The sequence below is a fragment of the Variovorax sp. Varisp41 genome (genome assembly GCF_047325085.1).
Taxonomy (GTDB): domain Bacteria; phylum Pseudomonadota; class Gammaproteobacteria; order Burkholderiales; family Burkholderiaceae_C; genus Variovorax.
This window is the reverse complement of record NZ_CP168540.1, coordinates 74,501-100,967: the sequence shown is the minus strand read 5'-3', so window position 1 is coordinate 100,967 and position 26,467 is coordinate 74,501. Positions and strand designations below refer to the sequence as shown.

General features: G+C 69.4%; 28 protein-coding genes. 15 read left to right on the top strand and 13 right to left on the bottom strand.

Annotation, left to right across the window (positions count from 1 at the left end; genetic code table 11):
• Positions 1 to 88 precede the first annotated feature (88 nt).
• Entirely contained in the window at positions 89 to 1,801 is a 1,713-nt protein-coding gene (locus ACEN9J_RS00475) for a hypothetical protein (protein WP_413764651.1), read from the top strand.
• 147 nt (positions 1,802 to 1,948) lie between these two features.
• On the opposite strand, the gene ACEN9J_RS00470 is transcribed toward ACEN9J_RS00475, so the two are convergent.
• The gene (locus tag ACEN9J_RS00470; RefSeq protein WP_057595384.1) at positions 1,949 to 2,485 is read right to left on the bottom strand and encodes a cysteine hydrolase family protein; all 537 of its coding nucleotides are present in this window, start codon (positions 2,483 to 2,485) and stop codon (positions 1,949 to 1,951) included.
• Between the two features lie 151 nt (positions 2,486 to 2,636).
• Between ACEN9J_RS00470 and ACEN9J_RS00465 the strand changes: the two genes are divergently transcribed.
• Entirely contained in the window at positions 2,637 to 3,752 is a 1,116-nt protein-coding gene (locus ACEN9J_RS00465) for an MBL fold metallo-hydrolase (RefSeq protein ID WP_413762981.1), read from the top strand.
• A gap of 7 nt (positions 3,753 to 3,759) precedes the next feature.
• Here the strand turns inward: ACEN9J_RS00465 and ACEN9J_RS00460 are convergent, their stop codons facing one another.
• The 5 genes from ACEN9J_RS00460 to ACEN9J_RS00440 form a co-directional block, all read right to left on the bottom strand.
• Positions 3,760 to 3,948 (bottom strand): hypothetical protein, encoded by a 189-nt coding sequence (locus tag ACEN9J_RS00460; protein WP_057595386.1) that lies wholly within the window; start codon positions 3,946 to 3,948, stop codon positions 3,760 to 3,762.
• Complete coding sequence (parC, locus tag ACEN9J_RS00455) at positions 3,948 to 6,347, bottom strand: DNA topoisomerase IV subunit A (protein WP_057595387.1); 2,400 nt, start codon at positions 6,345 to 6,347, stop codon at positions 3,948 to 3,950. The genes ACEN9J_RS00460 and parC overlap by 1 nt, the downstream gene beginning before the upstream one ends.
• A gap of 47 nt (positions 6,348 to 6,394) precedes the next feature.
• Complete coding sequence (locus tag ACEN9J_RS00450; RefSeq protein ID WP_413762980.1) at positions 6,395 to 7,513, bottom strand: Kelch repeat-containing protein; 1,119 nt, start codon at positions 7,511 to 7,513, stop codon at positions 6,395 to 6,397.
• Positions 7,514 to 7,577: 64 nt separating this feature from the next.
• Entirely contained in the window at positions 7,578 to 8,492 is a 915-nt protein-coding gene (locus ACEN9J_RS00445) for a lytic transglycosylase domain-containing protein (RefSeq protein ID WP_413762979.1), read from the bottom strand.
• 11 nt (positions 8,493 to 8,503) lie between these two features.
• Positions 8,504 to 10,498: a DNA topoisomerase IV subunit B gene (locus ACEN9J_RS00440; RefSeq protein ID WP_057595390.1), complete on the bottom strand. Its 1,995-nt coding sequence runs from the start codon at positions 10,496 to 10,498 to the stop codon at positions 8,504 to 8,506.
• A 167-nt stretch (positions 10,499 to 10,665) separates the two neighbouring features.
• Between ACEN9J_RS00440 and ACEN9J_RS00435 the strand changes: the two genes are divergently transcribed.
• From ACEN9J_RS00435 to ACEN9J_RS00410, 6 genes are all read left to right on the top strand, one after another.
• Positions 10,666 to 11,895, top strand: a complete 1,230-nt coding sequence (locus ACEN9J_RS00435) for an MFS transporter (protein WP_057595393.1) — start codon at positions 10,666 to 10,668, stop codon at positions 11,893 to 11,895.
• Between the two features lie 33 nt (positions 11,896 to 11,928).
• Positions 11,929 to 12,069 (top strand): hypothetical protein, encoded by a 141-nt coding sequence (locus tag ACEN9J_RS00430; protein WP_413762978.1) that lies wholly within the window; start codon positions 11,929 to 11,931, stop codon positions 12,067 to 12,069.
• A gap of 31 nt (positions 12,070 to 12,100) precedes the next feature.
• Positions 12,101 to 12,682, top strand: coding sequence for a class I SAM-dependent methyltransferase (locus ACEN9J_RS00425; protein ID WP_057595394.1), 582 nt, complete (start codon positions 12,101 to 12,103; stop codon positions 12,680 to 12,682).
• A gap of 91 nt (positions 12,683 to 12,773) precedes the next feature.
• Positions 12,774 to 13,664: a 4-hydroxy-tetrahydrodipicolinate synthase gene (dapA, locus tag ACEN9J_RS00420; protein ID WP_082322177.1), complete on the top strand. Its 891-nt coding sequence runs from the start codon at positions 12,774 to 12,776 to the stop codon at positions 13,662 to 13,664.
• 158 nt (positions 13,665 to 13,822) lie between these two features.
• On the top strand, positions 13,823 to 14,905 hold the full coding sequence (bamC, locus tag ACEN9J_RS00415) for an outer membrane protein assembly factor BamC (RefSeq protein ID WP_057595395.1): 1,083 nt from the start codon (positions 13,823 to 13,825) through the stop codon (positions 14,903 to 14,905).
• 5 nt (positions 14,906 to 14,910) lie between these two features.
• The gene (locus tag ACEN9J_RS00410; protein ID WP_057595396.1) at positions 14,911 to 15,687 is read left to right on the top strand and encodes an MBL fold metallo-hydrolase; all 777 of its coding nucleotides are present in this window, start codon (positions 14,911 to 14,913) and stop codon (positions 15,685 to 15,687) included.
• A gap of 72 nt (positions 15,688 to 15,759) precedes the next feature.
• Here ACEN9J_RS00410 and ACEN9J_RS00405 read toward each other — a convergent pair whose 3' ends face one another.
• The 3 genes from ACEN9J_RS00405 to ACEN9J_RS00395 form a co-directional block, all read right to left on the bottom strand.
• Complete coding sequence (locus ACEN9J_RS00405) at positions 15,760 to 16,044, bottom strand: hypothetical protein (protein ID WP_413762977.1); 285 nt, start codon at positions 16,042 to 16,044, stop codon at positions 15,760 to 15,762.
• 100 nt (positions 16,045 to 16,144) lie between these two features.
• Positions 16,145 to 16,660, bottom strand: a complete 516-nt coding sequence (locus ACEN9J_RS00400) for a hypothetical protein (RefSeq protein ID WP_413762976.1) — start codon at positions 16,658 to 16,660, stop codon at positions 16,145 to 16,147.
• Positions 16,650 to 17,792: a JmjC domain-containing protein gene (locus tag ACEN9J_RS00395; RefSeq protein WP_413762975.1), complete on the bottom strand. Its 1,143-nt coding sequence runs from the start codon at positions 17,790 to 17,792 to the stop codon at positions 16,650 to 16,652. Before ACEN9J_RS00395 ends, ACEN9J_RS00400 begins: the two co-directional genes overlap by 11 nt.
• Positions 17,793 to 17,806: 14 nt before the next feature.
• Between ACEN9J_RS00395 and ACEN9J_RS00390 the strand changes: the two genes are divergently transcribed.
• The gene (locus ACEN9J_RS00390; RefSeq protein WP_057595941.1) at positions 17,807 to 18,331 is read left to right on the top strand and encodes an FKBP-type peptidyl-prolyl cis-trans isomerase; all 525 of its coding nucleotides are present in this window, start codon (positions 17,807 to 17,809) and stop codon (positions 18,329 to 18,331) included.
• Positions 18,332 to 18,406: 75 nt separating this feature from the next.
• Here ACEN9J_RS00390 and ACEN9J_RS00385 read toward each other — a convergent pair whose 3' ends face one another.
• From ACEN9J_RS00385 to coaBC, 4 genes are all read right to left on the bottom strand, one after another.
• A complete protein-coding gene (locus ACEN9J_RS00385) occupies positions 18,407 to 18,907 on the bottom strand; it encodes a glycine zipper 2TM domain-containing protein (RefSeq protein WP_057595940.1) in 501 nt (166 codons plus the stop codon).
• Between the two features lie 205 nt (positions 18,908 to 19,112).
• Positions 19,113 to 19,559, bottom strand: coding sequence for a dUTP diphosphatase (dut, locus tag ACEN9J_RS00380; RefSeq protein WP_057595939.1), 447 nt, complete (start codon positions 19,557 to 19,559; stop codon positions 19,113 to 19,115).
• Positions 19,556 to 20,020, bottom strand: a complete 465-nt coding sequence (locus ACEN9J_RS00375) for a hypothetical protein (RefSeq protein WP_057595938.1) — start codon at positions 20,018 to 20,020, stop codon at positions 19,556 to 19,558. Before ACEN9J_RS00375 ends, dut begins: the two co-directional genes overlap by 4 nt.
• Complete coding sequence (gene coaBC / locus ACEN9J_RS00370) at positions 20,020 to 21,243, bottom strand: bifunctional phosphopantothenoylcysteine decarboxylase/phosphopantothenate--cysteine ligase CoaBC (protein ID WP_057595937.1); 1,224 nt, start codon at positions 21,241 to 21,243, stop codon at positions 20,020 to 20,022. Before coaBC ends, ACEN9J_RS00375 begins: the two co-directional genes overlap by 1 nt.
• A 179-nt stretch (positions 21,244 to 21,422) precedes the next feature.
• Between coaBC and ACEN9J_RS00365 the strand changes: the two genes are divergently transcribed.
• From ACEN9J_RS00365 to ACEN9J_RS00340, 6 genes are all read left to right on the top strand, one after another.
• The gene (locus ACEN9J_RS00365) at positions 21,423 to 23,105 is read left to right on the top strand and encodes a CTP synthase (RefSeq protein WP_057595936.1); all 1,683 of its coding nucleotides are present in this window, start codon (positions 21,423 to 21,425) and stop codon (positions 23,103 to 23,105) included.
• Positions 23,102 to 23,392 carry a DUF1330 domain-containing protein gene (locus tag ACEN9J_RS00360; protein ID WP_261216087.1) on the top strand — a complete coding sequence of 97 codons (291 nt, stop codon included), beginning with the start codon at positions 23,102 to 23,104 and terminating at the stop codon, positions 23,390 to 23,392. The genes ACEN9J_RS00365 and ACEN9J_RS00360 overlap by 4 nt, the downstream gene beginning before the upstream one ends.
• 28 nt (positions 23,393 to 23,420) lie before the next feature.
• Positions 23,421 to 24,704, top strand: coding sequence for a phosphopyruvate hydratase (eno, locus tag ACEN9J_RS00355; RefSeq protein ID WP_057595934.1), 1,284 nt, complete (start codon positions 23,421 to 23,423; stop codon positions 24,702 to 24,704).
• Positions 24,705 to 24,820: 116 nt separating this feature from the next.
• The gene (ftsB, locus tag ACEN9J_RS00350) at positions 24,821 to 25,099 is read left to right on the top strand and encodes a cell division protein FtsB (protein WP_057595933.1); all 279 of its coding nucleotides are present in this window, start codon (positions 24,821 to 24,823) and stop codon (positions 25,097 to 25,099) included.
• Positions 25,100 to 25,154: 55 nt separating this feature from the next.
• Entirely contained in the window at positions 25,155 to 25,775 is a 621-nt protein-coding gene (pnuC, locus tag ACEN9J_RS00345; protein WP_413762974.1) for a nicotinamide riboside transporter PnuC, read from the top strand.
• A complete protein-coding gene (locus ACEN9J_RS00340) occupies positions 25,772 to 26,467 on the top strand; it encodes an AAA family ATPase (protein WP_261216088.1) in 696 nt (231 codons plus the stop codon). The genes pnuC and ACEN9J_RS00340 overlap by 4 nt, the downstream gene beginning before the upstream one ends.

The window sequence follows — 26,467 nt, the reverse complement described above, 5'->3', positions numbered from 1 at the left end:
CCCTAGTCGGTCTTTGCGGGGGGCCGCTGCCTACACTTCCGCGATGCTCACACCCCTGGCCGACCCCACGACCGCGCAGCTGGACGACATGGCCGAAGACCCCGGCGCCACGCTCGCCGAGACCTCCGCCCATGCCCCCGCCGTGAAGCACCTGCGCCAGGCCCTGCTGTGGCCCGTGCGGCTGATGCCGGCGCGCGATGCGAAGTCCGCGCACCAGGCGCCGTGGCACCTGCTGCGCGAGATGGGCGAGGCCTCGCCGTGGCGCGAGGAGATCGACGAATACACCGGCGACAGCAGCCGCTTCCACCAGCGCCACTACAACGAGTTCGTGAGCTTCCTGCCCTATGTGCAGCGCTTCCTCTACGGCGAGGGCCGCTCGCGCGCGCAGGCCGGCGGACCCGACTCCAGCAGCGACGGCGATTCGCCGATGCGCATCTTCCGCCGCCACGACATCGCCGCGGTGCGCGTGGTCACGCGCGCCGGCGAGGCACCGATCACGCTCGAGGTGGTGCACTGCGACCTCTACTTCTTCTTCGACGTCGACGTGGTGCTGCTGAACCTCGAGGTCGGCGTGAACGACCTGAGCCTGGCGCAGGCGCAGGAGCTGCTCTACCGCTTCGGCCGCGCCTATCCCGCGGGCTGGGATGCCGAGGGCGGCGCGCTGCACTGCATGGCCAGCGTCGAATGGCTGGCGGCCGACGGCCGCGTGCTCGCCAGCTCCGACGCGCAGCACAGCGAGGCCTTCATCTCGCACGTGGCGCAGCACCGCGCGCCGCGCATCGCCGCCCACTGGGCCTACCTGATGCAGCCGCTGGTGAGCGACCATTCGGAGGACCAGGGCGCGCTGCGCTACCGGCAGATCGAGTACTACCGCATGCCGGTGATGGCCTACCTGTCGCTCGACGATCCGAAGCGGCTCACGCGCAACGACTTCGTCCGCCTCGGGCTGGTCACGGGCGCGGGCGAGGCCGAGGCGGCGCTCGCGGGACGCCAGGGCCACCTGCCCTATGCCGACCACCACCTGGCCGACTTCGAGAGCCGCTACTGCTACGACCGCTTCTGGGTCGATGCCGGCGCGGCCCCCAACACGCGCTACCTGTGCAACGGCCATGCGCTGATCGTGGTGGGCGATGCGCGCTCCGAGTTCTTCTGCTGCCGCGACCGCGGCGTGCTCGCGCAGTTCCGCCACCAGCACTTCCTGCTGTTCCTGATCGCGCACTTCCAGAAGGCCTCGCTGCTGATGTTCTCGGACCAGCTGGTGGAGGCGCTCAAGCGCCTGGACATCCGCAGCACGCCGAGCGTGAAGCGCTTCAAGCGCGCGATCCGCGCCAGCTTCGAACGCTTCCTGCGCTTCACGCACCGCTACTGGTTCCACGAGATCTCGGAACAGGCGCAGGTGCGCGCGCTGTCGCACCTGTGCGCCACCCACCTCGGGCTCGATCCGCTCTACGACGAGGTCAAGGAGCGCATCGCCGACATGAACACCTACCTCGACGCCGACAGCCTGCGGCGCCAGGCCAACACCGTGGTGCGGCTCACGGTCGTGACGCTGTTCGGGCTGATCGGCACCATCACCACCGGCTTCCTCGGCATGAACCTGCTGGCCGAAGCCGAGGCGCCGCTGTGGCGCAAGGCGGTCTGGTTCGGCGTGGTGCTGGTGTTCACGACCTGGCTCACGGTCTACACCATGGTCAAGTCGCAGCGGCTGTCGGACTTCATCGACGTGCTGTCGAACGACCGCATGAGCTTCCGGGAGAAGCTCGGGGCGCTGGTGCGGGTGTGGCGGCCGGGGGCGGACTGAAAGCGGGATCGGACAGCCGAACTTCCGGACGCAGAGGACGCGAAGAATTCGCGAAGAACGCGAAAGGAAACCAGAAGAACTTTTTGAATTCTTTCGCGCCCTTCGCGTAACCTTCGCGTCCTCTGCGTCCGGCTGTCCGCTTTCCTTTCAGCCGTCGAAGGACACATCGGCGCTGTCGACCGCGCGGATCGGCACGCCGAAGCTCGTGATGTCCGCGAGCGTGGCGTTGTGGTGCGCGCGGATCCGCGCGCCCGTGGCATGCGGCTTGTCGTGCGAGGTGTGGGCGTCGGCCGCGAGCGTCACCTCGTAGCCCAGCCCGGCCGCGCGGCGCACCGTGGTGTCGACGCAGAACTCCGACGAATAGCCGCAGACCACCACGCGCTTCACGCCGCGCTCCGAGAGCCAGGCATCGAGCGGCGTGCGCAGGAAGGAATCGGGCGTGGTCTTGCGCAGCCGCGCGTCGCGCGTGTCGGTGTCGAGCGCGCCGGCGAGTTGCCAGCGCTCGGAGTCGAACGCGAGGTCGATCTCGTTCTCGTGCTGGATGAAGGCCACCGGCACGCCGGCCGCGCGGGCACGCTCGGTGAGCGCGTTGATGCGCTCGATCACCGCGGCGGCTTCGTGCGGACGCGGGGCGTCGTCGACGAGGCCGCGCTGCATGTCGATGACGAGGACGGCGAGAGTCATGGGAACCCTTTCTGGTGCGCGGGACGGCAGGGCCGAAGGATCGCACAGGACGCGCCAATGCCCCTGCCCGGCGAATGTTTCTGGCGTTGAAACCATTGCCCGCGCACCCGCCGCTAAGCTCGCGCCGCCCGCAGAACCACACAACACCGCCATGACCGACGCCACCGCTCCTTCTCTCCCGCAGCGCCTGCGCCGACGCGCCGCCGCCGCCTTCGCGGCCGCCTGCGCGCTGCTGGCCGGCTGCAGCAGCAACAGCGGCTGCGAGGCCCGCTACGACGCCTCGCCGCAGTTCAAGGGCTGCACCTTCCAGAACATGGACAACCCCGACGTGCTGCCCAACCAGAGCGGCTGGAAGATCTGGACCCGTTTCTTCTTCGAGACCAAGACCGACTCGGAGCCCACCGACGCGATCCCCGTGAAGCCGCTGACGCCGGCCGCGCTCGAAGCGCTCGACGCCCAGGCCAACCACGTGGTGCGCCTGGGCCATTCCTCGCACCTGCTGAAGCTGCGCGGCAAGTACTGGCTGATCGACCCGGTGTTCGGCGAGCGCGTGTCGCCGTTCTCGTTCGCGGGGCCCAAGCGCTTTCATCAGCCGCCGATCGCGCTGCAGGACCTGCCGCCGATCGAGGGCCTGATCCTCTCGCACGACCACTACGACCACCTCGACGTCTACACCATCGAGTACCTCGCGAAACGGGTGCAACGCTACTTCGTGCCGCTGGGCGTGAAGGCGCGGCTGGTGGCGATGGGCGTGCCGCCCGAGCGCATCAGCGAGTTCGACTGGTGGCAGGCCGGCGAGCACGACGGCGTGAAGCTCACGGCCACGCCGGCGCAGCACTTCTCGGGCCGCTCGCTGACCGACCGCGGCCGCACGCTGTGGGCCTCGTGGGTGGTGCAAAGCGGCGAGCAGCGCATCTTCTACAGCGGCGACTCGGGCTACTTCCCGGGCTTCAGGCAGATCGGCGAGCGCTTCGGCGGCTTCGACCTCGCGCTGATGGAGAACGGCGCCTACGACGCCTACTGGCCCGCGGTCCACATGACGCCCGAGCAGAGCGTGCAGGCCTTCGAGGACCTGCGCGGCAAGGTGCTGTACTCGGTGCACAACAGCACCTTCGACCTCGCCTTCCACACCTGGCACGACCCGCTGGACCGCATCGCGAAGCTCACGCAGGAGCGCAAGATCGAGCTGGCCACGCCGGTGATCGGCGAGGTGCTGACGGTGGGCCAGGCGCGCACCAACGTGCGCTGGTGGGAAGGCCTGAAGTAGCGACTTCCTAGCCGCGCTCGCGCCGCTCGCGCGCGCGGCGCTGCTGACGCGTCTCGAGCGCCTGCGCCGCCACGCGGTCCTTCGCGCGCTTCTTCTCGGCGCGCTTGCCGCGGAAGTGCCGGCCCACGAGAAAGCTCCCGATGCCGGTCACGACCGCGATGACGAAGCCGATGGTGCTGATGTCGAGGCCGCCCATCAGAGCACCCGCACGATGCTGGCCGGCTTGAAGCCCAGGTCGGCCGCCTTGCCCTTGCGCGCGCGGGTGCCGCGCGCGTTGTTCAGGGTGCGGATCTCGAGCGTCTCGTCGCGCTCCTTGCCGCCGCGGCCGATGCCTTCGATCCTCACGCTGCGCGTGTAGGCCGCGGCACCCGCGAGGGTGTCCTTGGGTTCGAGGTCGATCAGCGTGAGGCCGCGGCCGCCTTTGGGCAGGCTCTTGAGCTCGGCGATCTCGAAGGTCAGGATGCGCCCGCCCGTGGAGGCGCAGGCCACGTGCGTGGCCGCGGGCATGGGCTCGGCGCCGCCGGCACCGCCCACCAGCGAGGGCCGGCACAGCTGCTCGCCCTCGCCCACGTCGATGAAGGCCTTGCCGCCGCGCTGGCGCGACATCATGTTCTCGACCGTGGCGATGAAGCCGTAGCCGCCCGAATTGGCCAGCAGCAGGCTGGCCGCGACCGGGCCCGCGAAGTAGTGCGTGACATGCGTGCCCGCATCGAGGTCGATCAGCGTGGTGACCGGCTGGCCGTCGCCGCGCGCGCCCGGCAGCGAGGCCACGGGCACGGTGTAGACGCGCACGCTCTTGTCCTTGGCGCTGCCGAACACCAGCAGCGTGTCGACGCTGCGGCATTCGAAGGCGCCGTAGAGCGAGTCGCCCGACTTGAAGCTGTACTCGGGCGCGGCACCGCCGTTGGCCGTGGGCCAGCCCTTCTGCGCGCGCACCCAGCCCTTCTGCGAGACGATCACCGTGACCGGTTCGTCGACCACCTTGACCTCGGCCACGGCGCGCTTCTCGGCCTGGATCAGCGTGCGGCGCGGGTCCTCGAAGGTCTTGGCGTCGGCCTCGATCTCCTTGACCAGCAGGCGGCGCAGCGCGGCCGGGCTGCCGAGGATCTCCTCGAGCTTCTTCTGCTCCTCGCGCAGTTCCTTGAGCTGCTGCTCGATCTTGATGGCTTCGAGCCGCGCGAGCTGGCGCAGCCGGATCTCGAGGATGTCCTCGGCCTGCACCTCGCTGAGGTTGAAGCGCGCGATCAACGCGGCCTTCGGATCCTCGGCCGCGCGGATGATGGCGATCACCTCGTCGATGTTCAGCAGCACCAGCTGCCGGCCCTCGAGGATGTGGATGCGGTCCTGTACCTTGCCCAGGCGGTGCTTCGAGCGCTTCTCGACCGTGGCGGCGCGGAACTCGATCCATTCCTCGAGCATCTGTCGCAGCGACTTCTGCGTCGGCTTGCCGTCGATGCCCACCATCGTGAGGTTGATCGACGACGAGGTCTCGAGCGAGGTCTGCGCCAGCAGCGTGGTGATGAACTCCTCCTGGCTGATGCGCGAGGTCTTGGGCTCGAACACCAGGCGCACGGCGGCGTCCTTGCTCGACTCGTCGCGCACCACGTCGAGCACCGAGAGCATCGCGGCCTTGACCTGGGTCTGCTCGGTGCTCAGCGCCTTCTTGCCGGCCTTGACCTTAGGGTTGGTGATCTCCTCGATCTCCTCGAGCACCTTCTGCGTGCTCACGCCCGGCGGCAGCTCGTTGACCACCAGCTGCCACTGGCCGCGCGCGAGATCCTCGATCTTCCAGCGCGCGCGCACCTTGAGCGAGCCGCGGCCGCTGCGGTAGGCATCGGCGATGTCGCCCGCGCTGCTGATGATCTGCGCACCGCCCGGATAGTCGGGGCCGGGCACGATGGCGAACAGCTCTTCCTCGCTGAGCTTGCCGTTCGACTTGATCAGCGCCACGCAGGCGTCGGCGATCTCGCGCAGGTTGTGGCTCGGGATCTCGGTGGCCAGGCCGACCGCGATGCCGCTGGCGCCGTTGAGCAGCGTGAACGGCAGCCGCGCGGGCAGGAGGCGCGGCTCCTCGGTGCTGCCGTCGTAGTTGGGGATGAAGTCGACCGTGCCCTCGTCGATCTCGTCGAGCAGCAGGCTGGTGATCCGCGCGAGGCGCGCCTCGGTGTAGCGCATGGCCGCGGCGCCGTCGCCGTCGCGGCTGCCGAAGTTGCCCTGGCCGTCGACCAGCGGATAGCGCTGCGAGAAGTCCTGCGCCATGCGCACCAGCGCGTCGTAGGCGGCCTGGTCGCTGTGCGGATGGAAGCGGCCGAGCACGTCGCCGACCACGCGCGCGCTCTTCACGGGCTTGGCGCCCACGGTGCCGTTGGTGCCGCCGAAGCCCAGGCCCATGCGCGACATCGAATAGAGGATGCGCCGCTGCACCGGCTTCTGGCCGTCCGACACGTCGGGCAGCGCGCGGCCCTTGACCACGCTCAGCGCGTATTCGAGGTAGGCGGTCTGGGCATAGTCGGCGAGCGTGAGCGAGGTGCCGTCGCCGCCGTCGTTGTTGTCGTCGCCGGGAGGCAGGAGATCGAGCGGGGGTTGGGAGTCCATGGAAGAGCGGGTGAGAAAACGAAAAAAGGGGTGGCTTGCGGGGGCGCTCAGCCCAGCGTGAAGGCCTCGTGCACCGCCGACTGCACCGAGCCGCCGAGCACGGCACCGCCGCCGGCCACGTAGATCCAGTCGCCGATGACGGCGGTACCGACGGCGTGGCGCGGCGTGGTCATGGGCGCATGGCGCTGCCAGCTGTCGGCCACCGGATCGTAGCTTTCCATCTGGCCGAAGACCTTGGCCTGGCGCGGCACGCCGCCGACGAGGAAACCGCCCTCGCCGCCCATGGCGAAGAAGCGGTCGCGATAGACCACCAGGCCATGGCCCGAGCGCGCGGTGGGCAGCGGCGCACGCGGCTCCCAGGTGTCGCGCGCGGGAAGGTAGACGTGGTGCAGGTCGGTGTTGTATTCGAAGGTGTTGAAGCGCCCGCCGACCACGTGGATCAAGCCGCCGTGCGCCACGCAGCCCACGTGGTCGCGCGCGCCGGGCAGCGGCTTGCGCGCGCTCCAGCGGTCGGCCTTCGGGTCGTAGACCTCGTGCCAGCCCACGCTGGCGCGTTCGGCCGCGGGCTCGGAGGCGCCGCCGATCAGGTGCAGCTGCCCGTCGAGCACCACCGCGGCGGCCGCGCCGCGCGGACGCGGCAGCGGCGCGATGGGGGTCCAGCGGTTGGCCGCGATCTCGTAGACGTAGGCGTTCGTGTCGGAGCGCCGGTTCTGCTCGACGAAGCCGCCGAGCGCGTAGACCCGGCCGCCGTCGGCCGCCACGGCGACGTGGTTGGCGCCGCGCGGCAGCGGCGCGCCGTCGAGCCAGCGGTCGGCCTGCGGGTCGTAGATGTGGTGGTAGTCGCGGTTGACCGCGCCCTCGCCGTAGCCGCCGACCACGTGCATGCGGCCCTGCGCGGCCGTGGCCCAGGCCATCTCGCTGCGCGGGAGCGGCAACGCCGCGCGTGCCGCCCAGCGCCCCTGCGGGCCGCGCGGCGCGGGGCTGTCGGTGACGCGCTGCGACTCCTGCTCGGGCGTCATGTGGTGCGGCACGCCGCCCTGCAGCCGCGCATAGGGCTCGGCCGAGGACGGCACGGGCTGCGGCGCCGCGTGCGAGGCGGGATGCTGGGCGCGCGCGGCGCCGCTCAGCGCGGCGGCGCCGGCCAGGACGAAATCTCGACGTTGCATCGCGGTCTCCTCGTTCTTGGGGTGGTCGGGGCGGGCGAAGGCGCTCGCTCGCGGGACGCCGTGCTCACGACAGCGGCGAAGCGGGGAGATCGCCGGTGCCGGCATCGGCCGCGGGCGGCGCTGCCGACTCGGGCACGGCCGGCATCGACGGCAGGCCGCGCGGCGCATCCGGGGGCATGTTGCCGCGGCCGATCGCGCCGCCGGCGGGCACCGTCATCTCTATGCGGATGCGCCCCGGCGTCTTGCCGCCGCGCAGGCCGCCGCCCCGGGCCACCGAAGGCTTGAGGTAGGCATAGAGCTGCAGCACCGTCTGCACGTAGTTCTGCGTTTCCTTGTAGTTCGGGATCTTGTTGCCCGCGCGCTGCACCGCGCCCTCGCCCGCGTTGTAGGCCGCCAGCGCCAGCTCGATCTGGCCCGGGAACATCGCGATCAGGTCGCGCAGGTAGTGCGAGCCGGCGGCGATGTTGATGCGCGGATCGAACAGCTTCTTCTCGAGGCTCGCGCGCTTGTCGCCCGCCACGCCGTAGCGCTGCGCGGTGCCGGGCATCAGCTGCATCAGCCCGCGCGCGCCCTTGGGCGAGACGGCCTGGGCGTCGAAGCCCGACTCGGTGGCGATCAGCGCCTGCAGCAGTTCGTAGTCGATCGCGTGCTTGTTCGCGGCATCGCGCAGCGCGCTCTTGGCGATCTTGTAGCTGGGCGAGGCCTCGAACATGGCCAGCAGCGTCTGCGAGGCCGGCGACACCTTGCCGTCGAGCTTGCGATCGCCGCGGCCCAGGCGGCCGAGCGGCGAGATGCCCTGCGTGGTGTCGAAGCTCTGGCCGTCGCGGAAGAACACCTGGTAGCGCTCGTCGACCTTCTCGGCCGCGAAGTGCGCCACGCCGTTGGCGTCGATGTAGCCGTAGACGTCAGCGGCGCGCGCCGGCCCCTGCAGCGCGAGCAGCAGGAAGGCCAGGAGCAGCGAAGGCTTGAGGAGGGACATGCGGGGTGGAATCAAACATCGATGTCGACGTCGTCGGCGCGCAGTTCCATCAGTTCGCGCCGCGCCGCCGCTTCGCCCTTGCCCATGAGCTTGGTGATCTCGCCCTGGGTGGCGCTGAAGTCGAAGCGGCCCAATTGGACCTGCATCAGGCGCCGGGTGTCCGGATTGAGCGTGGTTTCCCACAATTGTTCCGCGCTCATTTCGCCCAAGCCCTTGAAGCGGCTGATGCTCCAGGCGCCTTCGCGCACGCCGTCCTTGCGCAGTTTGTCGAGCGTGGCGGTCAGTTCGCCCTCGTCGAGCGCATAGACCTTGGAGGCCGGCTTCTTGCCGCGCGCGGGCGCGTCGACCCGGAACAATGGCGGCTTCGCGACATACACGTGGCCGGTTTCGATCAATTTGGGGAAGTGGCGGAAGAACAGCGTGAGCAGCAGCACCTGGATGTGCGAGCCGTCCACGTCGGCATCGGAAAGGATGCAGATCTTGCCGTAGCGCAGGCCGCTGAGGTCGGGCGTGTCGTCGGGGCCATGCGGATCGACGCCCACGGCCACCGAGATGTCGTGGATTTCGGTGTTGGCGAACAGCCGGTCGCGCTCGACCTCCCAGGTGTTGAGCACCTTGCCGCGCAGCGGCAGGATGGCCTGGCTTTCCTTGTCGCGGCCCATCTTGGCGCTGCCGCCGGCCGAGTCGCCCTCGACCAGGAAGACTTCGTTGTGGCCGATGTCCTTGCTCTCGCAGTCGGTCAGCTTGCCGGGCAGCACGGCCACGCCCGAGCCCTTGCGCTTCTCGACCTTCTGGCCCGCGCGCTGGCGCGTCTGGGCGGCCTTGATCGCCAGTTCGGCGAGCTTGCGGCCGTAGTCGACGTGCTGATTGAGCCACAGCTCGAGCGCCGGGCGCACGAAGCTCGACACCAGCCGCACCGCGTCGCGCGAATTCAGGCGCTCCTTGATCTGGCCCTGGAACTGCGGATCGAGCACCTTGGCGCTGAGCACGTAGGAGGCGCGCGCGAACACGTCCTCGGGCAAGAGCTTCACGCCCTTGGGCAGCAGCGAGTGCAGCTCGATGAAGCCCTTGACCGCCGTGAACAGGCCGTCGCGCAGGCCGCTCTCGTGCGTGCCGCCGGCGCTGGTGGGAATCAGGTTGACGTAGCTCTCGCGCACAGGCTGGCCGTCCTCGGTGAAGGCCACGGCCCAGTCGGCACCCTCGCCCTCGGCGAAGTTGTCGGCGTTCTTGTCGGCATGGCCGCTGCCCTCGAACAGCGGGATCACCGGATCGCCGTTGAGCGTCTGCATCAGGTAGTCGCTCAGGCCGCCCTTGTAGAGCCACTGCTGCGTTTCCTTGGTCTTCTCGTTGACCAGCGTGACGCCCACGCCGGGCATCAGCACCGCCTTGCTGCGCAGCAGGTGGGTGAGCTCGGCCATGGGCAGCGCGGAGGACTCGAAATACCTGGCGTCGGGCCAGGCGCGCACCGTGGTGCCCTGCTTGCGCTCGCCGGCCTCGAGCCTGCGCACCTCGAGCGGCTCGATCACGTCGCCGCCGCTGAAAGTCAACTTGGCCACCGAGCCTTCGCGGTGCGTCGCCACCTCGAGCCGCTTCGACAGCGCATTGGTCACCGACACGCCCACGCCATGCAGGCCGCCCGAGAAGCTGTAGGCGCCGCCCGAGCCCTTGTCGAACTTGCCGCCCGCGTGCAGCCGGGTGTAGACCAGCTCGATCACGGGCGCCTTCTCTTCGGGATGCAGGCCGAACGGGATGCCGCGGCCGTCGTCCTCGATGCTGACCGAGCCGTCGGCGTGCAGCGTGACCTTGATCTTCTTGCCGTGGCCCGCGAGCGCTTCGTCGGCCGCGTTGTCGAGCACTTCCTGGATGATGTGCAGCGGGTTGTCGGTGCGGGTGTACATGCCCGGGCGCTGCTTGACGGGCTCGAGGCCCTTGAGCACGCGGATCGAGCCTTCGGAGTAGCCGGAGGCGTCGGAGGAACTGGTTGGAGTCTTGGGGGGAGTCGCCATGGGGGCGGATTGTAGTCAGTCGCCAGGGAAATGACTGGATGCGTATACAGGTGCGTGGCCCGATGCGGTTTTGATGCGATTCGCGCATCGATCGGCGGCCGATAAATCATCAATGGCTGTCGCCGCCGGCGCGCATGCCAAAGCCGGCTCTTGGCTACAGTCGCCGCATGCAATCGCCTTCCACTCCCACCCTCTCGATCAGGCAGGTGCTGTTCTGCGGCGCCATGATCGTCACGCTCTCGATGGGCATCCGCCATGGCTTCGGGCTCTGGCTGCAGCCGATCACGCAGGCGCAGGACTGGAGCCGGCAGACCTTCTCGTTCGCGCTGGCGATACAGAACCTCTCGTGGGGCATCTTCGGGGTGTTCGCGGGCATGCTGGCCGACCGCTTCGGCGCGTTCCGGGTGCTGATCGGCGGCGCGGTGTTCTATGCGCTGGGCCTGCTGGGCATGGCGCATTCGCCGACGCCGCTGCTGTTCACGCTGAGCGCCGGCCTGCTGATCGGCGCGGCCCAGGCCGGCACCACCTACGCGGTGATCTACGGCGTGATCGGGCGGCAGATCCCGGCCGAGCGGCGCTCGTGGGCAATGGGGGTGGCGGCCGCGGCCGGCTCCTTCGGCCAGTTCCTGATGGCGCCGGTCGAGGGCCGGCTGATCGGCCAGTTCGGCTGGCAGACCGCGCTGGCCGTGGTCGCCGTGCTGGTGCTGGTGATCGTGCCGCTGGCCTTCGGCCTGCGCGAGCCCCGGAGCGAGGCCGCGACCGCGCACCGCGAGCAGTCGGTGCTGCAGGCCGTGGGCGAGGCCTTCCGCTACCCGAGCTTCGGCCTGCTGATGGCCGGCTATTTCGTCTGCGGCTTCCAGCTCGCCTTCATCGGCATCCACATGCCGACCTACCTGCGCGACAAGAGCCTGCCGGCCGACGTGGCCGGCTACGCGCTGGCGCTGATCGGCCTGTTCAACGTGTTCGGCACCTACACCGTGGGACTGCTGGGCCAGAAGCTGGCCAAGCGCAAGATCCTGGCCGCGATCTACTTCGCGCGGGCGGTGTCCATCGCGCTGTTCCTCGTGGTGCCGACCTCGCCGCTGAGCGTCTACCTGTTCTCGGCCGCGATGGGCTTCCTCTGGCTCTCGACCGTGCCGGCCACCAACGCGATCGTGGCGGGCATCTTCGGCGTGGCCCATCTCTCGATGCTCAGCGGCTTCGTGTTCCTGAGCCACCAGGTCGGCTCCTTCCTCGGCGTCTGGCTCGGCGGCTACCTCTACGACACCACGGGCAGCTACGACGTGGTCTGGTATCTGGCGATCGCGCTCGGCGTGTTCGCGGCGCTGGTCAACCTGCCGGTGCGCGAGAGCGCGATCGCGCGCCCGGTGGGCCGGCCCGCCGCGCATGCGGGCTGATACGCGGGCTGAGCCGGGATCACAATGGCGGCCATGACACCCCTCTCGCACCAACGGCTCGCACGCACCGGCTGGTTCGCCGCCGCGGCGCTGGCGCTGGCGGGCGTGTTCAGCCTCTACACCCACCCCGAATTCGCGGTGATGCTGGTCGACCAGATCTGGTCGTGCTTCTGACCGATCGCGCGCCCGGCGGGCGCAAGGCGCCATGAAGGATGTAACCAATCCCCCTTCGCCGGTCCACGGCCTGTCGGCGCCCTCGGAATGGATCGTGCGCTGGAGCCACCTGCTCGCGCCGGGCGCCACCGTGCTCGACGTGGCCTGCGGCGCCGGCCGCCACATGCACTGGTTCGCGCAGCGGGGGCACCCGGCCACGGGCGTCGACCGCTCGGCCGAAGCCACGGCGGCCGCGGCCGCCTTCGGCACGGCCGTCACCGCCGACATCGAGGACGGCCCCTGGCCCTTCGCCGGCCAGGGCTTCGGCGCGGTGGTCGTCACCAACTACCTGTGGCGGGCGCGGCTGCCCGACATCGTCGCGGCCGTGGCGCCCGGCGGCGTGCTGCTCTACGAGACCTTCGCGGCGGGCAACGAGAGCGTGGGCAAGCCCTCGCGGCCCGACTTCCTGCTGCGCCCGGGCGAGCTGCTGGCTGCCTGCGACGGGCTGCGCGTGGTGGCCTACGAGGACGGCTTCTTGAGCGAGCCGGCGCGCTTCGTGCAGCGCATCGCGGCGGTGCGGGTGCCCGCCGCCGCGGCGGACCTGCCGCCGCGCCATCCGCTGAAGGCCGCCTGACCACCCCCTCGGGACCCGGGGCCGCCCGGGTGGCGGGCAGGGGGTGCGCTATTAGAATGCGTGCTTTCGTCCACGACAAAGAGATTCCCCCTTGGAGCAACTCACAGGCAGCATCGTCGCGCTGGCCACGCCGATGCACGACGACGGCAGCGTTGACTATCCCGCGCTGCGCCGGCTGATCGACTGGCACATCGACGAAGGCACCGACTGCCTCGGCGTCGTCGGCACCACCGGCGAATCGCCGACGGTCGACGTGGAAGAGCATTGCGAAATCATCCGCGTGTCGGTCGAGCAGGCCCGGGGCCGCGTGCCCGTCATGGCCGGCTGCGGCGCCAACTCGACCAAGGAAGCGATCGAGCTCGCCAAGTTCGCCAAGGGCGTGGGCGCCAATTCCCAGCTCCAGGTCGTCCCCTACTACAACAAGCCCACGCAAGAGGGCCAGTACCAGCACTTCAAGGCCATCGCCGAAGCCGTGGGCGACCTGCCCACCGTGCTGTACAACGTGCCCGGCCGCACCGTCGCCGATATGGCGCACGACACCGTGCTGCGCCTGGCCCAGGTGCCCGGCATCATCGGCATCAAGGAAGCCACCGGCAACATCGAACGCGCCCAGTGGCTGATCCGCGACCTGCCCGAGCGCTTCGCCGTCTATTCGGGCGACGACCCGACCGCCGTGGCGCTCATGCTGTGCGGCGGCAAGGGCAACATCAGCGTCACGGCCAACGTGGCGCCGCGCAAGATGCACGAGCTGTGCGTGGCCGCGCTCGCGGGCGACGTGAAGCGCGCGATGCAGATCCAGTTCGAGCTGATGCCGCTGCACCGCAACCTGTTCGTCGAACCCAATCCGATTCCGCTCAAGTGGGCCATGTCCCGCCTCGGCCTCTGCGGCGGTGCGCTGCGGCTGCCGCTGACCGAGCTTTCCGAGGCCAGCCGTCCGGCGGTCGAGGCCGCGCTGCGCGCGACCGGGCTGCTCAAGGACTGATGCGCGCCTGCGCGCCCTCGCCCCTCCACATTCCCTCCACGATCTTCTTTTACCCTGCCGCGTTCGAGGTTAAGCAACCTTTTGCCTGAACCGAGCTCAGAACGGGCGGGCACAGCGGCCCATCGATTGACCGAACCATTCCAACAAGGAAGACGACGTTGAAGTACCTCTCGCGATTCGCACTCCTGGCCCTCGTCGCCAGCCTCGCCGCCTGCTCCGTTCTCGAGAGCGACAAGATCGACTACAAGAGCGCCGGCAAGGCCCCGACGCTCGAAGTGCCGCCCGACCTGTCGCAGCTCTCGCGCGACAACCGCTACGCGATCCCCGGCGGCGCCGTGACCGCCAATGCCTACCAGACCGGCGTTGCCAACGCGCCGGGTGTGCCCACCGCCGTCTCCAACCTCGGTGACGTGCGCCTGGAGCGCACCGGCTCGCAACGCTGGCTGGTCGTCAACCGTTCGCCCGACCAGCTCTGGGATCCGGTCAAGGACTTCTGGCAGGAAAGCGGCTTCCTGCTGACCACCGAGCAGCGCAACCTCGGCATCATGGAAACCGACTGGGCCGAGAACCGCGCCAAGCTGCCGCAGGACATCATCCGCGGCACGCTGGGCAAGCTGGTCGACTCGATCTACTCCACCGGCGAACTCGACCGCTTCCGCACCCGCATGGAGCGCACGCCCACCGGCACCGAGATCTACATCAGCCATCGCGGCATGCAGGAGGTCTACACCAACACGCGCCAGGACCAGACCGTCTGGCAGCCGCGTCCGTCCGACCCCGAACTCGAGGCCGAATTCCTGCGCCGCCTGATGGTCAAGCTCGGCGTCTCGCAGGAACAGGCCAAGCAGGTCGCGGCCACCGCCGCCGCGGCACCGGTGCAGACTGCCCGCGTGTCCAACGTCGGCGGCCAGCCGATCGTGCAGCTCAGCGACGGCTTCGACCGCGCATGGCGCCGCGTCGGCCTCGCGCTCGACCGCACCGGCTTCACCGTCGAAGACCGCGACCGCAGCGCCGGCGTCTACTTCGTGCGCTACGTGCCGCCGAACCCCGACAAGAAGGAGCCCGGCTTCTTCGGCAAGCTGTTCAGCTCGAGCAAGACCGAGGCACCGCTCAAGTTCCGCATCCTGGTCAAGAGCCAGGGCGAGAGCAGCACGGTGTCGGTGCAGAACGAGGCCGGCGCGCCCGAGACCTCGGCCAATGCCGAGCGCATCGTCAAGGTCATCGCCGACGACCTGAAGTAAGTTCCATGCTCCGCTTCCGAAGCCTCGGCAGCGGCAGCACGGGCAATGCCGCGCTGGTCGAGGCGACCAGCGGCGGCCGCACCTCCCGGCTCCTGATCGACTGCGGCTTCGGCATCCGCCAGCTCGATCAGCGGCTGGCCCGCGCCGGGCTCGCCGCGAGCGACATCGATGCCGTCTTCGTCACGCACGAACACGGCGACCACATCGGCTGCGCTCACACCCTCTCGCGGCGCAACCGCATTCCCGTCTGGATGAGCGAAGGCACCTGGCTGGCCACGGGCGCGCGCGACTTCGAAGGGCAACTGCGCCTCGCGCGCGACGACGAGGACTTCGCGGTCGGCGAACTCTCGGTGCATCCCTTCACCGTGCCGCACGACGCGCGCGAGCCGCTGCAGCTGCGCTGCACCGACGGCCATCGCACGCTCGGCGTGCTGACCGACCTCGGCCATGCCACCACCCACGTGCTCGCACGCCTGGCCGGCGCGCATTCGCTGCTGCTGGAGTTCAACCACGACAGCGAGCTGCTGGCCAACTCGGCCTATCCGCCCTTCCTGAAGATGCGCGTGGGCGGCAACTACGGCCACCTCTCGAACCAGGCCGCCGCGGACATCGCGCGTGCGCTGCTGCACGACGGGCTGCGCCACGTGGTCGCGGCGCACCTGAGCGAGCAGAACAACCGGCCCGAGATCGTGCGCCGGCTGATGGCGCAGGCCCTGGGCGGCGACGAGGCCGAGATGCTGACCGCGAACGCGGCCGAGGGATCGCCCTGGCTCGACGTCTGAGTTGAAAGGCGATTGAAAGCCGCATGAAGAAAGCCGCCCTGGAGGCGGCTTTGCTTCGTATGCGGCGACGACTTACTTGCTCGGCGCTTCGTCCTTCTTCGCGGCTTCGGTCGCGGCATTGGCCGCGTCGAGCGCCGAGGACGATGCACCGGCAGACGGTGCCGAGGCTCCCGCATCCGGTGCAGACGCGGCGCCGGCGTCGGGTGCAGGTGCGGCGGCAGGCGGCGCAGCCGGCTCGGTCACGGGCGCGGGCGGCGGCGTGGTCACGGCGGGCGCCGCATCCTCCTTCTTGCCGCAGGCCACCAGGGCGGAAGCGGCGAGCAGCGAGGCGAGCAGGACGGACGTTGTCTTCTTCATGAAAAGGCTCCTTTGGCAATGAAGGTCTTGAGGGACGAAAAAAATTCTAGACCCGCATGCTGTCCCTCTTGTGTCTGGCCGCGGGATTCGCGGCATTGGCTTACAAGCCCAGCGTGCTCGCGGGAAAGGCGGACCGAGCCTGGCGCCAGCATTCCTCGATCGACTCGCGCAGCGTGCTGCGCGTGCGCGCATCGGTGCCGCTGAGACCGCGGCCATGCTCGATGTCGATGCGATGCAGGAACCACGAGGGCGTCCACCACGCGCTCGGCACGCCGCTGCCGGCTTGCGCATGCGGCACGCGCAGCGCACGGCATTCGACGATGTGGTCCCAGGTGCGGCGCCAGCCGACGAAGCTCGCATGCCGGCGCTCCACGCCATCGAAGCGCTCGGCCAGCAGCACCAGCCTGCGCCCGCTGGCCGACCAGGCCTGCAGCGCCTCGATGCTCGCGCGTTCGCCGAGCGGCCAGTCGGCGAAGTCGGGGTCGCTGAGGATCAGTTCCTTCCAACCCTCCCGCGCGGCCGATGCGAGCGCGGCGCGCAGCAGCCCGTCGAACGCTTCGCGGCCGTCGAAGCGGCCCTCGGGCAGCGGCGACCGCAACGAGGTGTCACTCGGCATGCAGCCAGCCCGCCTCGCACCATTCGGCCAGCAGCGACAGCGCATCGTCGCTGGCCTTCGCGAGCTCGCGCGGCCCGAGCGCGCGCCGGTCGGCGAGGCGCCGCATCAGCGTGGCATCGGCACCGCCCGCGCGGAAGCTCTCGCCGTTGATGTAGAGATGGCGCGCGTCGTAGAGCATGCGCGTGCGACGGTCCAGCCGCACCGCATGCAGCGCGTCGGGCGCCTCGCCGCCTTCGTCGAACCAGGTGCTGGCCTTGGGCTCGGTCAGCGATTCGCCGAGCGCGCGGTCGATCGCGTCGGGATCGCGCAGCGCCATCTCGACCGCCTTGCGCGCGAAGGCCTGCAGCGCGGCGGGCATGGCACCGGGCGCCTCGACAGCGGGTTGCGCGGGATCGCGGTAGCGCACGGCGGCCGACGGGCCCGCGTCCTCGAGCTCGTCGGCATGGGCTTGCGCGATGCGCGCCAGCAGGTCGGCGCCGAGCTCGCCCGCGGAGGGCGAGCGCAGCCCGATCGAAAAGGTCATGCAGTCGCCGCCGACCGCCACGCCGTCGTGCGCATAACGCGGCGGCAGGTAGAGCATGTCGCCGGGCTCGAGCACGAAGCTCTGCTCGGGCTCGAAGCGCTCGAGGATCTTGAGCGGCACGTCGGGCTGCAGCCGCAGGTCGCCCTGCTTGCCGATGGACCAGCGGCGCCGGCCCTGCGCCTGCAGCAGGAACACGTCGTAGCTGTCGAAATGCGCGCCCACGCCGCCGCCGTCGCTCGCGTAGCTGATCATCAGGTCGTCGAGCCGCGCGTCGGGCAGGAAGCTGAACTGCCGCAGCAGCGCATGGCTGCCCTCGTGGTGCAGGTCGACGCCCTGCACCAGCAGCGTCCAGGCGGCCTGCTTCAGCGAGGGCAGCGAGCGGCGCGGCAGCGGGCCGTGCTTCAGGCTCCAGCCGGCCTTGCCGTGGCGGATCAGCCGGGACTCGACCTCCTCGCGTTCGGCCAGCGCGAACAGCGCGGCGCGGTCGATGGGTGGCACCATGTCGGGTACCGCCTGTCGCACCAGCAGCGGTTTCTTCTGCCAGTGCCGGCGCATGAACTGCGCGGCGCTCAGGCCGCCCAGCAGGGGCAGCGGTGTTGTGATCTCCATGGGAGAATTCTGCAATGGAAATCTCTGAACAATGCGTGGTCGGCCTGACCTGGACCCTGAAAGACACGCTCGGCGATGTGCTGGACGTGCTCGACGAACCGGTCGAATTCCTGATCGGTGGCGACGATCTGTTCGACGTGATCGAGGCGGCCCTGCAGGGCCATGAGCCCGGTGATCGCATCCAGCTGCAGGTCGAGCCCGAACAGGGCTTCGGCGACTTCGACGACCAGTTGCTCTTCCTCGAGCCGCGCGCCCTCTTCCCCGAGGGCACCGAAGAGGGCATGACCTTCGAGGGCAGCGCGCTGCCCGCGGGCGTGAGCGAGAACATCCCGAAGGATGCGATGTACACGGTGTCCGAGATCTACCCCGAGCACCTCGTGCTCGACGGCAACCACCCGCTGGCGGGCATCGCGATCCGGCTCGACATCCTCGTGCGCTCGGTGCGCGAAGCCACCGAGGAAGAAATCGGCCGCGGCACCGCGGGCACGGCCTTCTTCAAGGTGCAGCCGGTCTCGCCGGGCAACGACACGCTGCACTGAGTCCCTCGACGCATCAACGACAAAGCCGGGCATTGCCCGGCTTTTCCTTGGCTGGCGCGACGCGCCGATGCCGATTTACATGCGCGAGAGCTGGCCGTTGTCGATGCGCACGCGGTCGCCGATGCGCAGGTCGCCCGGGTGCTGCACGTCGAAGGCACGGTAGCCGCCGCGGTCGGTCTGCACCGAGATGCGATAGCTCTCGTAGGCACGCGGACCGTTCTGCTGCGCCTCGATGGTGTTGCCCAGCAGCGCGCCGCCGATCACGCCCAGCGCGGTGGCGGCCGCGCGGCCATTGCCGCGGCCGAACTGGTTGCCCACCACGCCGCCGATGACGCCACCGGCCACGGCACCGCCACCGGTGGTGCCGGTGCCGGCGGTCTCGCTGCGCAGCACCTCGATGTTCGCCACGTGGCCGTATTCGACGTAGGCGGCCTCGCGGTAGGGCACGGCCTGCGGCGGCGGCTGGTAGGGATAGCGGGAGGTCTGGTAGACCGGTGCGGGTGCCACGCAGGCGGTGAGCGTGGCCAGGGCCAGCACGGATGCGGTGACGGAAACGAAGCGCATTGAGATCTTCATGTTGAAAGGCTCCTCGGAAAGAACGGTGCGCCATCCGTGATGAGCGGCGCACCCGCCTGGGTGTTCAACGCCGCAGTTGCCACGGCGATGACGCAAGGACACAAGCTGAAACCTGTGAGCCCCGCCCCGCTTCCGAGGTTCCTTTCTTTACCGCCGCGATACGCGCCGTTGCGCGCGGTTGCGGGTCGTCGCGGTCAGCTCCCGGTCAGTGCTTGCCGGTGGAGCCGTAGCCGCCCTCGCCGCGCTGCGTGGGCGCGAATTCGGTGACGACATGGAACTTCGCCTGCACCACCGGCACGATGACCAGTTGCGCGAGCCGCTCCATCGGCTGCAGCACGAAGGGCGTGTCGCTGCGGTTCCAGGCGCTGATCTTGAGCTCGCCCTGGTAATCGCTGTCGATGAGCCCGACCAGGTTGCCCAGCACGATGCCGTGCTTGTGGCCCAGTCCCGAGCGCGGCAGGATCATCGCCGCGTAGGCCGGGTCGCCGAGGTGGATCGCGATGCCGGTGCCCACCAGTTGCCAGGCATTGGGCTCCAGCGTGACGGGCGCATCGATGCAGGCCCTGAGATCGAGCCCCGCGCTGCCGGGCGTGGCGTAGGTGGGCAGTTGCTCCACCATGCGGGGATCGAGGATGCGGACGTCGACTTTCACTTGCTTGCTTTTCCTTGTTGAGATTCGGTCCCGCGGCGGTTCGCCTCCTCGAGCACCTGCTGCCACTTGGCGGCGCCGGGGAAGGCCAGCGACTTGAGCTTGCCGGCGAACCAGAAGGCCAGGCCGGCCAACACCACCAGCACGTAGATCGGCACGCCGATCGACCACAGGATCACGAAGGCCACGCCGGCCGCGCCGAGCAGGGGCTTGGTGAGCGCGCCGAAGGGTCCGCCCTGCGCGGATTCGGACTTGGCGGCCTTGGCGGCCGCGGCGCGCGCGCGGGCCTGCGCCGGCGGCACCACCGCGCCCGGCCCCGCGCTCGGCGTCATGCCGACGTCGAGCCCGTGCTCGCCGGTCACGTCCGTCTGGCCGCGCCCGAGGTTCCTCGCGGCCTGGGCCGTCAGCCCCTCGACATAGCGCACGAAGTCGCCATTGGGCGGGGTGTTCCATTCAGCCTTCATCAGACCCTCCAGTCGGGCAGCCGCGCCGCGATCTCCGTCATGAGCTCGCGCGCCAGCGTGAGCTTGGGCGCGCGAGGCAGTTCGCGCACGCCATCGGCGTCCACGAGCAGCAGCGCATTGTCGTCCTGGCCGAAGGTCAGCGGGCCGATATTGCCCACCAGCAAGGGGATGCCCTTGCGCTCGCGCTTGGCCTTGGCATGCGCGACGAGGTTCTCGCTCTCGGCCGCGAAGCCCACGCAGAACAGCTTCTTCGCCTGCGCGCGCTCGCTGCGCGCCACGGTCAGCAGGATGTCGGGGTTCTCGACGAACTCGAGCACCGGGGTCTTGCCGCTACCGTCCTTCTTGATCTTCTGGTCGCTCTGGGTCGCGGGGCGCCAGTCGGCGACCGCCGCCGTTGCTACGAAAACGCTAGCACGCGAGGATGCACCGACGGTCGCCGCGAGCATCTCCTGCGCCGAGCGCACGTCGATGCGGGTGACGCCGCGCGGCGTCGGCAGGTGCACCGGCCCGGCCACCAGCGTGACCTCGGCGCCGGCTTCGCGCGCGGCGCGGGCGATGGCGAAACCCATCTTGCCCGACGAATGGTTGGTGATGCCGCGGATCGGATCGAGCGCCTCGAAGGTCGGCCCGGCCGTCACCAGCAGGTGCTGGCCCGCGAGCAGCTTGGGATGGAAGAAGGCGGTGATGTCTTCCAGCAGCTGGGCCGGCTCGAGCATGCGGCCGTCGCCGGTCTCGCCGCAGGCCTGCCAGCCGTTGCCCACGCCGAGCACGGTGGCGCCGTCGGCCGCCACCTGCGCCAGGTTGCGCTGGGTCGCGGGATGCATCCACATCTCGCGGTTCATGGCGGGCGCGAGAAGAAGCGGCACGCGGTCGCGCGGGCGCGCCAGGCACAGCAGGCTCAGCAACTCGTCGGAGCGGCCCTGCACCAGGCGCGCGATGAAGTCGGCGCTGCAGGGCGCGAGCACGATCGCGTCGGCCTCGCGGCTCAGGTTGATGTGCGGCATGTTGTTGGGCTCGCGCGCGTCCCACTGCGAGGTGTAGACGGGGCGGCCCGAGAGCGCCTGCATCGTCACCGGCGTCATGAACTGCTCGGCCGACTCGGTCATGACGACCTGGACCGTGGCCCCCGCCTTCACGAACAGCCGGCACAGCTCGGCCGATTTGTAGCAGGCGATGCCGCCCGTGAGTCCCAGAACGATGTGTTTGCCGGCGAGGTCTTGCATGGTGGGGCGGAGTGTAATGACCCGCGCATCCCCGCCGCGCCCTGGGGCGAACGGTCGTTCGCCGCGGCCCCGATGTCCCGCGCCGGGCGAGGTAACAGTGTCCACCCGCGCCGGGTGTCGCCGGGGGCACACCTATAATCTCAATTTCCCACTGCCCGGTCCTTGCGTCCGGAACTGGCATGACCAAATTTGTCTTCGTCACCGGTGGTGTGGTGTCTTCCCTCGGCAAGGGAATCGCCTCCGCCTCGCTGGCCGCGATCCTCGAATCCCGCGGCCTCAAAGTCACCCTCATCAAGCTCGATCCCTACATCAACGTCGACCCCGGCACGATGTCGCCGTTCCAGCACGGCGAGGTGTTCGTCACCGACGACGGTGCGGAAACCGACCTCGACCTCGGCCACTACGAGCGCTTCATCACGACGCGCATGCGCAAGGCCAACAACTTCACGACCGGCCAGATCTACAAGACCGTGCTCGAGAAGGAACGCCGCGGCGACTACCTCGGCAAGACGGTGCAGGTGATCCCGCACATCACCAACGAGATCCAGGAATACGTCAAGCGCGGCGCCGGCATCGGCACCGCGCACGAGGTCGACGTGGCCATCGTCGAGATCGGCGGCACCGTGGGCGACATCGAGTCGCTGCCCTTCCTCGAGGCCGTGCGCCAGATGAGCCTGCGCATGGGCCCGAACAATTCGGCCTTCGTGCACCTGAGCTACGTCCCCTGGATCGCCGCCGCCGGCGAGCTCAAGACCAAGCCCACGCAGCACACGGCGCAGAAGCTGCGCGAGATCGGCATCCAGGCCGACGCCCTGCTGTGCCGCGCCGACCGCCCGATCCCCGACGACGAGCGCGCCAAGATCTCGCTGTTCTCGAACGTGCCCGAATGGGGCGTGATCTCGATGTGGGACGTGGACACCATCTACAAGGTGCCGCGCATGCTGCACGAGCAGGGCCTCGACGGCCTGATCTGCGACAAGCTGCGCATCAACACGCCGCCGGCCAAGCTCACGCGCTGGGACGAACTGGTCTACGAGGTCGAGCATCCGCAGCAGGAAGTGGCGATCGCCATGGTCGGCAAGTACGTCGACCTGTCGGACAGCTACAAGTCGCTCAACGAGGCGCTGCGCCACGCCGGCATGAAGAACCATGCGCGCGTGAAGATCGACTACGTCGACTCCGAGACCATCACCGCGCAGGACGTCTCGCGCCTGGCCAAGTACGACGCCATCCTCGTGCCCGGCGGCTTCGGCCAGCGCGGCGTCGAGGGCAAGATCCTCGCGGCCCGCTTCGCGCGCGAAGGCAAGGTGCCCTACCTCGGCATCTGCCTGGGCATGCAGGTCGCCACCATCGAGTACGCGCGCCACGTGGCCGGCCTGCCCGATGCCAACAGCACCGAGTTCGACCCCGAGACCTCCTGCCCCGTGATCGCGCTGATCACCGAGTGGAAGGACGCCGACGGCACGATCAAGGTGCGCAACGAGAAGTCCGACCTCGGCGGCACCATGCGCCTGGGCGCGCAGAGTTCCGACGTGACCGACGGCACGCTGGCCCACAGCATCTACGGCGACGTGGTCACCGAGCGCCACCGCCATCGCTACGAAGCCAACGTCAACTACCTCGACCAGCTGCGCAAGGCCGGCCTCGTGATCTCCGCGCTCACGCAGCGCGAGCAGTTGACCGAGATCGTCGAGCTGCCGCAGGACGTGCATCCCTGGTTCATGGGCGTGCAGTTCCACCCCGAGTTCAAGTCCACGCCGTGGAGCGGCCATCCGCTGTTCAACGCTTTCATCAAGGCCGCGCTCGACCACAAGGGCCAGGGCGCCGGCAATGCGGGCAAGACGCTGAAGGCAGTGGCATGACCAGTGCCTACATCATCGCCAACGTCGAGGTGACCAATCCGACCCAGTACGAGGAGTACAAGAAGTGGTCGACCGCCGCCATGCAGGCGCATGGCGCCGAGGTCTGCGTGCGTGGCGGCAAGGTCGAGGTGCTCGAGGGCGACTGGGCGCCGCAGCGCATCGTGATCCTCAAGTTCCCGAGCGTCGAGGCCGCGAAGAAGTTCGACAGCTCGCCCGAATACGGCAAGGCGCGCGAGGCGCGCCAGGGTGCCGCGATCATGCGCATGATCGTCGTCGAAGGTCTGTGATCCGTTTTTACTGGAGAAAGAAAAGAAGATGAGTGCAATCGTTGACATCGTCGGCCGCGAGATCCTCGACAGCCGCGGCAATCCCACCGTCGAGTGCGACGTGCTGCTCGAGTCGGGCACCATGGGCCGCGCGGCCGTGCCCTCGGGCGCATCCACCGGTTCGCGCGAAGCCATCGAGCTGCGCGACGGCGACAAGAAGCGCTACCTCGGCAAGGGCGTACTCAAGGCGGTGGAGAACATCAACACCGAGATCTCCGAAGCCGTGCTCGGCCTCGATGCCAGCGAACAGGCCTTCCTCGACCGCACGATGATCGACCTCGACGGCACCGACAACAAGGGCCGCCTGGGTGCCAACGCCACGCTGGCCGTGTCGATGGCCGTGGCCCGCGCGGCCGCCGAGGAATCGGGCCTGCCGCTGTACCGCTACTTCGGCGGCATGGGCGGCATGCAGATGCCGGTGCCGATGATGAACGTCATCAACGGCGGCGCGCACGCCAACAACAGCCTGGACCTGCAGGAGTTCATGATCATCCCCGTGGGCGCGCCGAGCTTCCGCGAAGCCGTGCGCTACGGCGCCGAGGTGTTCCACGCGCTCAAGAAGATCCTGGGCGACCGCGGCATCAGCACCGCCGTGGGCGACGAAGGCGGTTTCGCGCCGAGCGTCGAGAGCCACGAAGCGGCGATCCAGCTGATCCTCGAAGCCATCGACAAGGCCGGCTACGTGGCCGGCGAGCAGATCGCGCTGGGCCTGGACTGTGCCGCCAGCGAGTTCTACAAGGACGGCAAATACGTGCTGTCTGGCGAGAACCTCTCGCTGTCGGCCGAGAACTGGACCGACATGCTCGCGACCTGGGTCGACAAGTACCCGATCATCAGCATCGAGGACGGCATGCACGAAGGCGACTGGGACGGCTGGAAGCACCTGACCGAACGCCTGGGCAAGCGCGTGCAGCTGGTGGGCGACGACCTGTTCGTCACCAACACGAAGATCCTGCAGGAAGGCATCGAAAAGGGCATCGCCAACTCGATCCTGATCAAGATCAACCAGATCGGCACCCTGACCGAGACCTTCGCCGCGATCGAGATGGCCAAGCGCGCCGGCTACACGGCCGTGATCTCGCACCGCTCGGGCGAGACCGAGGACAGCACCATCGCCGACATCGCCGTGGGCACCAACGCCGGCCAGATCAAGACCGGCTCGCTCTCGCGCTCGGACCGCATCGCCAAGTACAACCAGCTGCTGCGCATCGAGGAAGACCTCGGCGACATCGCCGTCTACCCGGGCCGCGGCGCGTTCTACAACCTCAAGTGATGCCCCCTCCCCGGCCCGAAGAGCCGCGCGCATTGCCGCTTTTTCCGCATTTCGCGGATCGGCGCTGCGCCGCCCCCGGCGGGCCGTGTGGGGAGCGCGGGTAAAGTCCGCGGACCATGCGCGCGCGCTTCATTCCTCCCATCGTTCTGCTCGTGCTGCTGGCCATCCTCCAGTGGCAGCTTTGGAACGGGCGCGGCAGCGTGCGCGACGTGGCGCAGCTGCAGGCCAAGCTGGCCTCGCAGAAGGATTCGAACGCCAAGGCCGCCATCACCAACGAGCGGCTGGCCTCCGAGGTCAACGACCTCAAGGACGGCCTCGAGATGGTCGAGGAACGTGCCCGCCAGGAACTGGGCATGGTCAAACCGAACGAAGTCTTCGTCCAGATCGCCCACTGATCCACGCGGGCCGCTCTCGCCGAGCCCTCGGCGCGCCGTGCACGCCGCCCAGCCGATGCCCGAAATCCTTTCCGCCCCCGCCTTCGCGCTCTGGGGCTCTCCCGTCACCTGGCTCGAATGCGTGGCCGCCGTGCTGGCATTGGCCATGGTCGGCTGCAACATGCGCGAGATCCACTGGGGCTGGCCGCTCGCGCTCGTCAGCTCCCTGCTCTACGTGGGCGTGTTCGCGCAGGCGAAGATCTATGGCGACGCCTCGCTGCAGGTCTTCTTCGCGGTCGTCGCCTTCTGGGGCTGGCTGCAATGGCTGCGCGGCCACCGGGCCGACGGCTCGGCGCTGCGCGTGAGCCGTCTCTCGCGTCGCGGCCTCGCGCTCGCGCTGCTGGCCTGCGCGCTGGCCTGGCCCGCGGTCGCCCTCTTCCTGCGCCGCTTCACCGACACCGACGTGCCCTGGTGGGACGGCTTCGCCACCGGCCTGAGCCTGGTCGGCCAGTTCCTGCTCGGGCGCAAGTTCATCGAGAACTGGGTCGTGTGGCTGGCCGTCAACCTGGTCAGCATCGGCCTCTTCGTCCACAAGGGCCTGTGGCTCACGGTCGGGCTGTACGCCGTGTTCGCGGCGCTCAGCGTGGCCGGCTACCTGGCCTGGCGCCAGCGGCTGCCGAAGGCCGCCACCGCATGACGCCCGTGCTGCCCACCGGCTGCATCGTCGCGCTGCTCGGCGCCGAGAGCACCGGCAAGACCGAGCTCGCACGCGCCCTCGTGCAGCGCATGCACGAGCGCGGCATCCACGCCACCTTCGTCGGCGAGTACCTGCGCGAATGGTGCGAGCGCGAGGGCCGCACGCCGCGCGCCGACGAGCAGCAGGCCATCGCCGAGGAGCAGACCCGCCGCATCGATGCCGCGGCCGCGCTCGGCGTGGCGGTGGCCGACACCACGGCCGTCATGACCGCCGTCTACAGCGAGCTGCTGTTCGCCGACACCACCCTCTACCCCGATGCGCTCGCGGCCCAGCAGCGCTGCGCGATCACCCTGCTGACCGCGCTCGACCTGCCCTGGGTGGCCGACGAGATGCGCGACGGCCCGCATGTGCGCGAGCCGGTCGACGCGATGGTGCGCCGCGCGCTCGCCAGCGCGGGCGTGGCCTACACCGTGGTGCATGGCAGCGGCAGCGAACGGCTGGCCGGCGCCTGGCGCGCGATCCAGAGCGTGGCCGACCGCGGCGGCCTGTTGCGCGACGGCGGACGCGATGCCGTGGTGCCCGACCGCGGCGTGGCCACGGCGGGCGAAGGCTGGACCTGGTCCTGCGACAAGTGCTCCGATCCCGAGTGCGAGCACCGCCTGTTCACCGACCTGCTCGCGCGCCGCGAGTGA

Coding starts and splice junctions, on each gene's coding strand:
- ACEN9J_RS00475 (WP_413764651.1), top strand. CDS start 89: ATGGCCGAAGACCCCGGCGCCACGCTCGCCGAGACCTCCGCCCATGCC.
- ACEN9J_RS00470 (WP_057595384.1), bottom strand. CDS start 2,485: ATGACTCTCGCCGTCCTCGTCATCGACATGCAGCGCGGCCTCGTCGAC.
- ACEN9J_RS00465 (WP_413762981.1), top strand. CDS start 2,637: ATGACCGACGCCACCGCTCCTTCTCTCCCGCAGCGCCTGCGCCGACGC.
- ACEN9J_RS00460 (WP_057595386.1), bottom strand. CDS start 3,948: ATGGGCGGCCTCGACATCAGCACCATCGGCTTCGTCATCGCGGTCGTG.
- parC (WP_057595387.1), bottom strand. CDS start 6,347: ATGGACTCCCAACCCCCGCTCGATCTCCTGCCTCCCGGCGACGACAAC.
- ACEN9J_RS00450 (WP_413762980.1), bottom strand. CDS start 7,513: ATGCAACGTCGAGATTTCGTCCTGGCCGGCGCCGCCGCGCTGAGCGGC.
- ACEN9J_RS00445 (WP_413762979.1), bottom strand. CDS start 8,492: ATGTCCCTCCTCAAGCCTTCGCTGCTCCTGGCCTTCCTGCTGCTCGCG.
- ACEN9J_RS00440 (WP_057595390.1), bottom strand. CDS start 10,498: ATGGCGACTCCCCCCAAGACTCCAACCAGTTCCTCCGACGCCTCCGGC.
- ACEN9J_RS00435 (WP_057595393.1), top strand. CDS start 10,666: ATGCAATCGCCTTCCACTCCCACCCTCTCGATCAGGCAGGTGCTGTTC.
- ACEN9J_RS00430 (WP_413762978.1), top strand. CDS start 11,929: ATGACACCCCTCTCGCACCAACGGCTCGCACGCACCGGCTGGTTCGCC.
- ACEN9J_RS00425 (WP_057595394.1), top strand. CDS start 12,101: ATGAAGGATGTAACCAATCCCCCTTCGCCGGTCCACGGCCTGTCGGCG.
- ACEN9J_RS00410 (WP_057595396.1), top strand. CDS start 14,911: ATGCTCCGCTTCCGAAGCCTCGGCAGCGGCAGCACGGGCAATGCCGCG.
- ACEN9J_RS00405 (WP_413762977.1), bottom strand. CDS start 16,044: ATGAAGAAGACAACGTCCGTCCTGCTCGCCTCGCTGCTCGCCGCTTCC.
- ACEN9J_RS00400 (WP_413762976.1), bottom strand. CDS start 16,660: ATGCCGAGTGACACCTCGTTGCGGTCGCCGCTGCCCGAGGGCCGCTTC.
- ACEN9J_RS00395 (WP_413762975.1), bottom strand. CDS start 17,792: ATGGAGATCACAACACCGCTGCCCCTGCTGGGCGGCCTGAGCGCCGCG.
- ACEN9J_RS00390 (WP_057595941.1), top strand. CDS start 17,807: ATGGAAATCTCTGAACAATGCGTGGTCGGCCTGACCTGGACCCTGAAA.
- ACEN9J_RS00385 (WP_057595940.1), bottom strand. CDS start 18,907: ATGAAGATCTCAATGCGCTTCGTTTCCGTCACCGCATCCGTGCTGGCC.
- ACEN9J_RS00375 (WP_057595938.1), bottom strand. CDS start 20,020: ATGAAGGCTGAATGGAACACCCCGCCCAATGGCGACTTCGTGCGCTAT.
- coaBC (WP_057595937.1), bottom strand. CDS start 21,243: ATGCAAGACCTCGCCGGCAAACACATCGTTCTGGGACTCACGGGCGGC.
- ACEN9J_RS00365 (WP_057595936.1), top strand. CDS start 21,423: ATGACCAAATTTGTCTTCGTCACCGGTGGTGTGGTGTCTTCCCTCGGC.
- ACEN9J_RS00360 (WP_261216087.1), top strand. CDS start 23,102: ATGACCAGTGCCTACATCATCGCCAACGTCGAGGTGACCAATCCGACC.
- eno (WP_057595934.1), top strand. CDS start 23,421: ATGAGTGCAATCGTTGACATCGTCGGCCGCGAGATCCTCGACAGCCGC.
- ftsB (WP_057595933.1), top strand. CDS start 24,821: ATGCGCGCGCGCTTCATTCCTCCCATCGTTCTGCTCGTGCTGCTGGCC.
- pnuC (WP_413762974.1), top strand. CDS start 25,155: ATGCCCGAAATCCTTTCCGCCCCCGCCTTCGCGCTCTGGGGCTCTCCC.
- ACEN9J_RS00340 (WP_261216088.1), top strand. CDS start 25,772: ATGACGCCCGTGCTGCCCACCGGCTGCATCGTCGCGCTGCTCGGCGCC.